The sequence below is a fragment of the Microbacterium sp. genome (assembly GCF_049650565.1).
Taxonomy (GTDB): domain Bacteria; phylum Actinomycetota; class Actinomycetes; order Actinomycetales; family Microbacteriaceae; genus Microbacterium.
The window spans coordinates 1-8,641 of the sequence record NZ_JBASAK010000101.1 but is presented as its reverse complement, the minus strand read 5'-3'; the positions used below and the strand labels follow the sequence as shown (position 1 = coordinate 8,641).

The following is an 8,641-nucleotide window of genomic DNA, read 5'->3' as shown; positions in this document are numbered from 1 at the left end:
GACGACTTCGCGGCGGCGCTGGATGCCGTACCCGCGGCCCGCGAGAACTGGGACGCCTTCCCGAAGTCGGCGCGCAAGCTGGGCCTCACGCTCATCGCGACGGCCAAGCGGCCGGAGACACGGGCGGCGCGGATCGCGAAGATCATCACGGACGCCGCGGCGGGCAGGCGCCCGTAGCGGCGGCAGCATCCGACTCCCCGCATCCGACTCCCGGCAACCGGCAACCGGCAACCGGCAACACACTCTGGGGGCCAGTAATACGTTCTGGGGGCCGAATCCCGCGAAAAGGGCCGGCATCTGGCGTGTCGGCCCCACATCTGTGTCGACGAGAAGGACGCGGATGTCGACGATGACGGCCGCACGGGCTCACGGGCTCACGAGGCCCACGGATCACGAAGCCCACGGATCACGGAAACCAAGGGATCACGGAACCCACGGATCACGAAGCCCAAGGGATCACGAAGCCCAAGGGATCACGAAGCCCACGGGATCACGAAGCCCACGGATCACGAAGCCCACGGGCGATACCCGCGAGGGCCCACGGCCCCGGGACTACTGCGGGTCCAGGCCCAGGTCGTCCAGGTCGAAGGCGGCCAGCCACTGCAGGCCCTCGGCCTCGATGGCGGCCTGTGCGCCGGTCTTGCGATCGACGATCACGGCGACGGCCACGACCTCAGCGCCCTCGCGGCGCAGCAACTCGACGGCCTTCAGCGCCGACTGACCCGTGGTCGAGGTGTCCTCGAGGACGATCACGCGCTTGCCCTCGATGCTCGCGCCCTCCACCTGACGGCCGCGGCCGTGGTCCTTGGGCTCCTTGCGCACGACGAACGCGTCCAGCGGACGGTCGGTTTCGACCGAGGCGTGCATGACGGCGTTGGCGATGGGGTCGGCGCCCAGGGTGAGCCCGCCGACGGCGGAGACGTCGTGGTCCTTGATCAGGTCGAGCATGATGCGCCCGATGGCGGGGGCCGCGCGGTGATCGAGGGTGAGCTTGCGCATGTCGACGTAGTACGTCGCCTTCTTGCCGCTGGAGAGCGTGAAGTCGCCGTGGAACACCGCCTCGGCCTTGATGAGGTCGAGCAGGGCCTGGCGGTCAGCGGCGAGATCGGTCACGGCATCCAGTGTATTCGGCGGATGGCGCGCATCCGGGGCTGGTTCCGGCGCCTGCACGCGATTAGCGTGAGAGCAGGAGGCCACACATGTTCTCGTACGATCCCTATGCCGCCCTCGCCGAGCTGCGTCCGGTACCGCCGCTCGAACTGACCAGCCCCGACTTCACCGCCGGCGGCGCACTGCCGGGCTTCGCCTGGTCGTCCAGCAGAGGCGGTGAGGACCGGCATCCGACCCTGGAATGGTCGCAGCCGCCGGCCGGCACGCTCAGCTTCGCCATCTCGTGCTTCGACCCCGACGCCCCGACAGGATCCGGCTTCTGGCACTGGGCCGCCTACAACATCCCGGCCGATGTGCGCCGATTGGATACCGGCGACGGCACCGCATCGAGCCTGCCCGGCGGCAGCGTGCTCCCCAACGAGGCACGGCTCGAGCGCTACATCGGCGCCGCCCCGCCCGCCGGCACCGGCGTGCATCGCTACTTCTTCGTGGTCGACGCGCTGGACGTGGACTCGCTCGAGCTGGAGGCCGGCGCGACTCCCGCCGTCTTGGGCTTCAACCGGCACTTCCACACCCTCGCCCGCGGCATCCTGATCGGAACCGGAGACCCCGCGGAGAGGTGAGCGCTGTCGGCGGCCCCGAATAGGCTGGACGCATGCGTCTGGCCACCTGGAACATCAACTCGATCCGCACGCGCGTGGGGCGCGCCGTCGACTTCGCCGTGCGCGAGGACATCGACGTGCTGGCGTTCCAGGAGATCAAGTGCAAGCCCGAGCAGTTCCCGTACGCGGCGTTCGAGGAGGCCGGGTACCACGTCGAGGCGCACGGACTGAACCAGTGGAACGGCGTGGCCATCGCCAGCCGCGAACCGATCACCGAGGTGTCGACGGCGTTCGCCGGCATGCCGGGCTTCGCGAAGGGGAAGACGCCCGACGAGACCACCTTCGGGCCGGATGCGCCGCTCGAGGCGCGCGCACTCGGCGTGACGGTCGGCGGCGTGCGGGTGTGGAGCCTGTACGTGCCCAATGGCCGTGCGCTGGGCGACCCGCATCTGGAGTACAAGCTGCAGTGGCTCGATGCCCTGCGCACCGCGACCGCCGCCGAGATCGCCGCACACCCGTCACGTCCGCTGGCGCTGGTCGGCGACTTCAACATCATCCCGTTCGACCACGACAATGGCGACCCCGACATCGTGGTCGGCCGCTCCACGCACGTCTCCCCCGAGGAGCGCGCGGCGTTCTTCGCGCTGGAGTCCGCCGGCCTGCACGACGTGGTGCGTCCGCTGATCCCCGAAGGCTTCACCTACTGGGACTACCAGCGCCTGAAGTTCCCCCGCAACGAGGGCGTGCGGATCGACTTCATCCTGGGCTCGCCGTCGTTCGCGGATGCCGTGACCGCGGCCTCCATCCACCGCGAGGAGCGCAAGGGCGAGCAGCCCAGCGATCACGTGCCGGTGGTCGTCGACCTCAGCCTCGGCGGCGCGGAGGAGGACGACGACCTGCCGATGATCTTCGCATGACCGGATCGAGCGGGCCGACCGGCATCCGCCTGATCGCGACCGACCTCGACGGCACCCTGCTGGGCGCCGACGGGATGGTCTCGGCTCGCACGCGCGCGGCGCTGGAGGGGGCTCGGGATGCCGGCATCCTCACCATCCCGGTGACAGCCCGCCAGCCCATCGGCCTGCGGCCCGTCGCCGAGCAGGCCGGGTTCACGGGCTGGGCGCTGTGCGGCAACGGCGCCTACGGCATGCACCTGACCACCGGCGAGCAGCTGTTCGCCGAGGAGCTGTCGGCCGATGTGCAGCACGAGCTGGCCGAGGCGCTCGAGCAGGTGCTGCCCGACCTGGTGTACGCCAGCGTGCGCAACGGCGGTGACCTGTTCGTCGCGCAGACCGGCTACGCCGACCTGTCCGACGTCAGCGACCACAAGCGGGCGCCGGAGACCATGGGCGGCGTGCCGCGCGCCGACGTGCTGGCCGCGCCCAGCCTGAAGCTCACCATCCGACACGCGTCGGTGCCGATCCCCGAGATCTACGCGACCCTGCAGTCGCTGGGCCTCACCGGGTTCGAGGCGACGCTCTCGGGCGCCCCGTTCGTCGAGGTGATGGCCGCCGGCGTCACCAAGGCCACGGGCGTGGCGCAGGTGTGCGCGCGGCTGGGCATCGACAGCAGCGAGGTGCTCGCCTTCGGCGACGCCCTCAACGATCTGGAGATGCTGCGTTGGGCCGGTCATGGCGTGGCGGTCGCCAACGCCCTCGAGCTGGTGCGCGAGGGCGCCGACGAGGTGGCCCCGTCGAACGCCGAGGACGGCGTCGCGCAGGTGATCGAGCGGATACTGGCGACCTGATCAGCCCATGGTGCCGGTTTGCACCTCGCCCGGTGCCGGGGCGTAGCGCAGCAGCAGCGCGCCGCCGTCGCCGGCCTGGGCACTCAGCAGCCGCAGGTTGTGCGGGGCGGCGCCATCGGGGAACACCTTCTTGCCACGGCCCAGCACGATCGGGTACACCCACAGCCTCAGCTCGTCGAAGAGCTGCTCGGCCAGAAGGGTCTGCACGAGGTCCACGCTGCCGATCACGTGCACGTCCTGGTGCCGCTCGCGCATCCGCGCGATCTCCGCGGCGAGATCGTCGCCGACGCGCGTCGACCCCTGCCAGTCGAGCGCGATCCCGGCATCCCTCGATGCGACGTACTTCGGCACGCGATCGAACAGCTGCCCGATGAACCCCTCCTCGCCCGTGGTGTGCTGAGGCCAGTATCCGGCGAAGATGTCATACGTGCGCCGCCCCAGCAGCAGGGCGTCGAGCGTCTGCATCCCCTCCTCCACGCTGCGTCCGACGGCCTCGCTGGGCAGCGGCGCCTGCCAGCCGCCGAAGGGGAATCCGTCGCTGGTGTCCTCCTCGGGACCGCCCGGCGCCTGGGCGACGCCGTCGAGGGTGGTGAACAGGTCGATGATGATGCGTCCGGTCATGGTGCGCTCCTTCGATCGCAGGATCGTACGTCAGGGGCTCCTGTGGATCAACCCCCTCGGCAGGACCGTCGGGGGGTCGTTGACTGTGCTGCACGCTCTCTCGAACGGAGGGGCCCTGATCGGAGGAGGATCATCATGAACGACAAGATGAAGCACGCCGCACAGCACGCCAAGGGATCGGCGGAGGAGGCCTGGGGCAGGGTCACCGACGACAAGAGCATGCAGGCCCACGGCAAGATCGACAAGGCCGCGGCCGAGACGAAGGACGCGCTCTCCGACGCGAAGGATCGCGCCGAGGACGCTCTCGACGACGACGACTGAATCGACGACGACGGAATCGACGCCACGACGCCCGGAGGCCGAGCACCGGCATCCACCGCGCGGGGGATGTGCGCCATCCGTCGCCCCAATACGGTGGGAGCATGTCCGAGCACGCCTTCACCCGCACGCCGACCGAGCGCGATCTGCGCCAGGATCTGCTGCTTGCGGGCGTGCTGCTGGTCAGCGGCATCATCAGCGCCGGGCTGTCGACGGTCGCCGGGGTCTACGGCAAGCAGCAGGCGCCGATGTGGTGGGCACTGGTGGCGGTCCTCGCCGTATCGGCTCCGCTCGCCGTGCGACGCCGCAGGCCCGCCGTCGTCGCCATCTTCATCGCCCTGGTGATGTTCACGAGCATCACGCTGCACGTGCCGGAGATCTACGTCACCAACGTGGCCCTGTTCATCGGGCTGTACACGGCCGGTGCCTGGATGAACGACCGCCGCAGGGCGATGCTGGTCCGCGTGGGCATCATCGCCGCCATGTTCATCTGGCTGATCATCGTGATGTACGGCGACGCTCTGAAGGAGGCCGACAAGGCCGACATGGCGGCGGGGCTGCTCTCGCCGCACGTCGCCATCATGATGATCCAGCTGCTGCTGAACGCGCTGTACTTCGGCGGCGCCTACTACTTCGGCGAGCGCTCCTGGCAGGCCGCCGCGCAGCGCGACGCTCTCGAGCAGCGCACTCGCGAACTGGAGGCGGCGCGCGAGGTCACCGCCGCGCAGGCCGTGGCACTGGACCGGGTGCGCATCGCCCGCGAGCTTCACGACGTGGTCGCGCACCACGTGTCGGTGATGGGCGTGCAGGCCGGAGCCGCGCGGCTGGTGGTGGAGCAGGATCCCGCGCAGGCAGGACGGATGCTGGCCGGGATCGAGGATGCCTCGCGCGACGCCATCCGCGACTTCCGGCAGCTGCTGGAGACGCTGCGCTCTCCCGGCGATGACCTCGATGATGCTCCCTCGACATTCGAGCTGGCCGACATCGCCCAGCTCGCGCAGGCATCGCGAGACGCCGGGCTCCCGACCGAGTACACCGTGATCGGCGAGCCGGTTCCGGTGCCGAGCACGGTCGGCGTGAACCTGTACCGCATCGCGCAGGAGGCTCTGACCAACGCCCGCCGGCATGCCGGCATGGGTGCGACCGCCGACGTGCGGGTGCGGTACGCACCGGCCGCCGTAGAGCTGGAAGTGGTGAACACCGGCCGCGCGGTGGGCGTGCTGCGCCCCGGCCTCGGCCAGCTGGGCATGCGCGAGCGCGCGCTGGCATCCGGCGGCACGATCGAACTCGACCCGCGCCCGCAGGGAGGATTCCGAGTGCGGGCCAGCGTGCCGCTGAAGACGGTCGCGGAGGTGTCGCGATGATCCGGGTGCTGATCGTCGACGACCACGCCATGCTGCGGGCGGGCTTCCGCACGATCCTCGGCACGCAGCCCGACATCGAGGTGGTCGGCGAGGCCGCCACGGGAGCGGATGCCGTGGCCGCGGCCGCTCGGCTGCAGCCCGACGTCATCACGATGGATGTGCAGATGCCTGACATGGACGGCGTCGAGGCCACCCGCCGCATCGTCGCAGACCCCGCGATCACGGCATCCATCGCCATCGTCACGACCTTCGACCGCGACGACTACCTGTTCCAGGCGCTGGATGCCGGGGCCGGCGGGTTCCTGCTGAAGAACGCCGGGCCCGAGGAGCTGATCACTGCCGTGCGGGCCCTCGCCGCCGGCGACGGCATCCTGGCCCCCGAGGTCACCCGCCGCGTGCTGGCGAAGTTCGCGGCATCCGGCAGCGACGACGACGCTTCGCTCCCCACGCCCCACTCCGAGCCCCGCTCCGCGTCGCTCGGAGCCTCCGGGGCGCGTGGGCCCGGCTCAGCGACCCATCAAGGCTCAGCGACCCATCAAGGCTCAACGGCCCATCAAGGCTCAACAGCCCATCGCTCCCGGCCCCCGGGCGGAGGGGCGCCGCTCTCGGAGCAGCTCACGGACCGCGAGGGCGAGGTGCTGGCGCTGATGGCGGATGCCCGCAGCAACGCCGAGATCGCCGCCGCACTGTTCATCGGCGAGGCCACCGTGAAGACGCACGTCTCGCGCGTGCTGCAGAAGCTCGGCGCCCGTGACCGGGTGCAGGCCGTCGTGCTCGCGCACCGGCACGGGCTGGCCTGATCCCGGCCGAGGGCGACCGGGCGGGGGATGCCGCAGAATCCCCCGCAGGGGGGATGCTGCAACCGGCTCGTCTTCGTAGCGTGGAGGCATGCAAGCAACAAGCATCCACCCCACGGGGCGAACAGGCACGCTGCACCTCGAGGGCGTCACCAAGCACTACGGCGCCCGGACCGTGCTCGACCAGGTCGGCTTCGACGTCGCCCCCGGGCGGCTGACGGGGTTCGTCGGCGGCAATGGCGCAGGCAAGACCACCACCATGCGCATCATCCTGGGTGTTCTGGCCGCAGACGGCGGCACGGTGACCCTCGACGGCGCCCCGCTGTCCACGTCCGACCGCCGCCGGTTCGGGTACATGCCCGAAGAGCGCGGTCTGTATCCGAAGATGAAGGTGCTCGAGCAGGTCGTCTACCTCGCCCGTCTGCACGGCTTCGACAAGGCGGATGCCGCGCAGCGCGGCACCGCGCTGCTGACCGAGCTGGGCCTCGGCGAGCGCCTGCACGACGCCATCGAGTCGCTGTCGCTGGGCAACCAGCAGCGCGCGCAGATCGCCGCGGCGCTCGTGCACGATCCCGAGGTGCTCATCCTCGACGAGCCGTTCTCGGGCCTGGATCCGCTGGCGGTCGACGTGGTCGCCGAGGTGCTGCAGTCGCGCGCAGCCCGCGGCGTCTCGATCCTGTTCTCCTCGCACCAGCTCGACGTGGTCGAACGGCTCTGCGACGACCTGATCATCATCGCGGGCGGCACGATCCGGGCATCCGGGACCCGCGAGCAGCTGCGCGCGCAGCACTCCACTCTGCGCTACCAGCTGGACTCCGCGGGCGATGCCGGCTGGCTGCGCTCGGAGCCCGGCGTGACGGTCGTCGACTTCGAGGGCGGGTCGGCGCTGTTCGACGTCGACGCCCCCGCCACCGCGCAGCGCGTGCTGCGCGAGGCCGTCGACCGCGGCGAGGTCTCGAACTTCGCCCCCCAGCATCCGTCCCTCGCCCAGATCTTCAAGGAGGTCATCCAGTGAAGAACTCATCCCTGACGTGGCTGGTCGCCGAGCGCGAGATCAGCTCCAAGCTGCGCAGCAAGGCGTTCCTGATCTCCACCGGCATCCTGCTGCTGATCGCATTGGCCGGAGTGCTCATCGGCGGATTCAGCAGCAAGTCCCCCACTCCGGATGCCGTGGCGGCGACCTCGCAGACGGCCCAGATCGTGAAGGCGCTGCCGAACGTGAAGGTCACCGAGGTAGCGGACCGCGCCGAGGCGGAGAAGGTCGTGAAGAAGGGCGACGTGGTCGCCGCCGTACTGCCGTCCGACGATCCGACCGGCGTGGTCATCCTGGCCAAGGACGAGGCGCCGCAGAGCCTGGTGATGGGCCTGTCGAAGACACCGCACGTGGAGATGCTGGAGCCGGCATCCACCAACCCGCTGGTGCGCTATCTGGTGGCGATCGGCTTCGGAGTGGTGTTCCTCATGGCCGCTTCCACGTTCGGCTCCACCATCGCCCAGAGCGTGGTGGAGGAGAAGCAGACCCGCGTGGTCGAGCTGCTGATCTCGGCGATCCCCACGCGCGTGCTGCTGGCCGGCAAGGTGCTCGGCAACACGATCCTCGCGATGGCGCAGATCATCCTGCTGGCGGCGATAGCCGTGGTGGGCCTGATCGTCACCGGGCAGAACGAGGTGCTCGCCGGTATCGGGGCTCCCGTGCTGTGGTTCGCCGTGTTCTTCCTGTTCGGCTTCATCCTGCTGGCGTCGCTGTACTCCGGCGCCGCCGCGATGGTCTCGCGCCAGGAGGACATCGGATCCACCACCATGCCGCTGATGATGCTGGTGATGGCTCCGTACATCCTGGTGATCATCTTCAACGACAACCCGCTGGTGATGACGATCCTGTCGTACATCCCGTTCTCCGCCCCCGTGGCGATGCCGGTGCGGCTGTTCGTCGGCGAGGCGCAGTGGTGGGAGCCGCTGCTCTCGCTGGTCATCCTGCTGGTCAGCTGCGTCGGCGCGATCCTGGTGGGCGCGAAGATCTACGAGAACTCGCTGCTGCGGATGGGCAGCCGCGTCAAGCTCAGGGAGGCGCTGCGCGGCTGA

The 8,641-nt window shown here is 70.0% G+C and carries 11 protein-coding genes; 9 read left to right on the top strand and 2 right to left on the bottom strand.

Annotated elements, in window-relative coordinates; all coding sequences use genetic code 11:
- The coding region (locus WA967_RS15310) for a YdeI/OmpD-associated family protein (RefSeq protein WP_424424374.1) at nt 1-177 on the top strand (177 nt) is incomplete at its 5' end.
- A gap of 375 nt (nt 178-552) precedes the next feature.
- On the opposite strand, the gene pyrE is transcribed toward WA967_RS15310, so the two are convergent.
- Nucleotides 553-1,113, bottom strand: a complete 561-nt coding sequence (gene pyrE / locus WA967_RS15305; protein ID WP_424424372.1) for an orotate phosphoribosyltransferase — start codon at nt 1,111-1,113, stop codon at nt 553-555.
- Nucleotides 1,114-1,199: 86 nt separating this feature from the next.
- Here pyrE and WA967_RS15300 point away from each other — a divergent pair, with 86 nt between their 5' ends.
- The 3 genes from WA967_RS15300 to WA967_RS15290 are packed head-to-tail and all read left to right on the top strand — an operon-like array spanning nt 1,200 to nt 3,459.
- Nucleotides 1,200-1,733: a YbhB/YbcL family Raf kinase inhibitor-like protein gene (locus WA967_RS15300; RefSeq protein WP_424424370.1), complete on the top strand. Its 534-nt coding sequence runs from the start codon at nt 1,200-1,202 to the stop codon at nt 1,731-1,733.
- A gap of 32 nt (nt 1,734-1,765) precedes the next feature.
- Nucleotides 1,766-2,629 (top strand): exodeoxyribonuclease III, encoded by an 864-nt coding sequence (locus WA967_RS15295; RefSeq protein WP_424424368.1) that lies wholly within the window; start codon nt 1,766-1,768, stop codon nt 2,627-2,629.
- Nucleotides 2,626-3,459: a Cof-type HAD-IIB family hydrolase gene (locus tag WA967_RS15290; RefSeq protein ID WP_424424366.1), complete on the top strand. Its 834-nt coding sequence runs from the start codon at nt 2,626-2,628 to the stop codon at nt 3,457-3,459. Before WA967_RS15295 ends, WA967_RS15290 begins: the two co-directional genes overlap by 4 nt.
- Here the strand turns inward: WA967_RS15290 and WA967_RS15285 are convergent, their stop codons facing one another.
- Complete coding sequence (locus WA967_RS15285; RefSeq protein ID WP_424424364.1) at nt 3,460-4,080, bottom strand: dihydrofolate reductase family protein; 621 nt, start codon at nt 4,078-4,080, stop codon at nt 3,460-3,462.
- Nucleotides 4,081-4,215: 135 nt separating this feature from the next.
- Between WA967_RS15285 and WA967_RS15280 the strand changes: the two genes are divergently transcribed.
- From WA967_RS15280 to WA967_RS15260, 5 genes are all read left to right on the top strand, one after another.
- The gene (locus WA967_RS15280; protein WP_424424362.1) at nt 4,216-4,401 is read left to right on the top strand and encodes a CsbD family protein; all 186 of its coding nucleotides are present in this window, start codon (nt 4,216-4,218) and stop codon (nt 4,399-4,401) included.
- A 101-nt stretch (nt 4,402-4,502) separates the two neighbouring features.
- A complete protein-coding gene (locus WA967_RS15275) occupies nt 4,503-5,762 on the top strand; it encodes a sensor histidine kinase (protein ID WP_424424360.1) in 1,260 nt (419 codons plus the stop codon).
- Nucleotides 5,759-6,562 carry a response regulator gene (locus tag WA967_RS15270; RefSeq protein ID WP_424424358.1) on the top strand — a complete coding sequence of 268 codons (804 nt, stop codon included), beginning with the start codon at nt 5,759-5,761 and terminating at the stop codon, nt 6,560-6,562. The genes WA967_RS15275 and WA967_RS15270 overlap by 4 nt, the downstream gene beginning before the upstream one ends.
- Before the next feature lie 88 nt (nt 6,563-6,650).
- The gene (locus WA967_RS15265) at nt 6,651-7,574 is read left to right on the top strand and encodes an ABC transporter ATP-binding protein (RefSeq protein ID WP_424424356.1); all 924 of its coding nucleotides are present in this window, start codon (nt 6,651-6,653) and stop codon (nt 7,572-7,574) included.
- Complete coding sequence (locus WA967_RS15260; RefSeq protein WP_424424354.1) at nt 7,571-8,641, top strand: ABC transporter permease; 1,071 nt, start codon at nt 7,571-7,573, stop codon at nt 8,639-8,641. The genes WA967_RS15265 and WA967_RS15260 overlap by 4 nt, the downstream gene beginning before the upstream one ends.

Coding starts and splice junctions, on each gene's coding strand:
- WA967_RS15280 (WP_424424362.1), top strand. CDS start 4,216: ATGAACGACAAGATGAAGCACGCCGCACAGCACGCCAAGGGATCGGCG.
- WA967_RS15275 (WP_424424360.1), top strand. CDS start 4,503: ATGTCCGAGCACGCCTTCACCCGCACGCCGACCGAGCGCGATCTGCGC.
- WA967_RS15265 (WP_424424356.1), top strand. CDS start 6,651: ATGCAAGCAACAAGCATCCACCCCACGGGGCGAACAGGCACGCTGCAC.
- WA967_RS15300 (WP_424424370.1), top strand. CDS start 1,200: ATGTTCTCGTACGATCCCTATGCCGCCCTCGCCGAGCTGCGTCCGGTA.
- WA967_RS15295 (WP_424424368.1), top strand. CDS start 1,766: ATGCGTCTGGCCACCTGGAACATCAACTCGATCCGCACGCGCGTGGGG.
- WA967_RS15285 (WP_424424364.1), bottom strand. CDS start 4,080: ATGACCGGACGCATCATCATCGACCTGTTCACCACCCTCGACGGCGTC.
- WA967_RS15270 (WP_424424358.1), top strand. CDS start 5,759: ATGATCCGGGTGCTGATCGTCGACGACCACGCCATGCTGCGGGCGGGC.
- WA967_RS15290 (WP_424424366.1), top strand. CDS start 2,626: ATGACCGGATCGAGCGGGCCGACCGGCATCCGCCTGATCGCGACCGAC.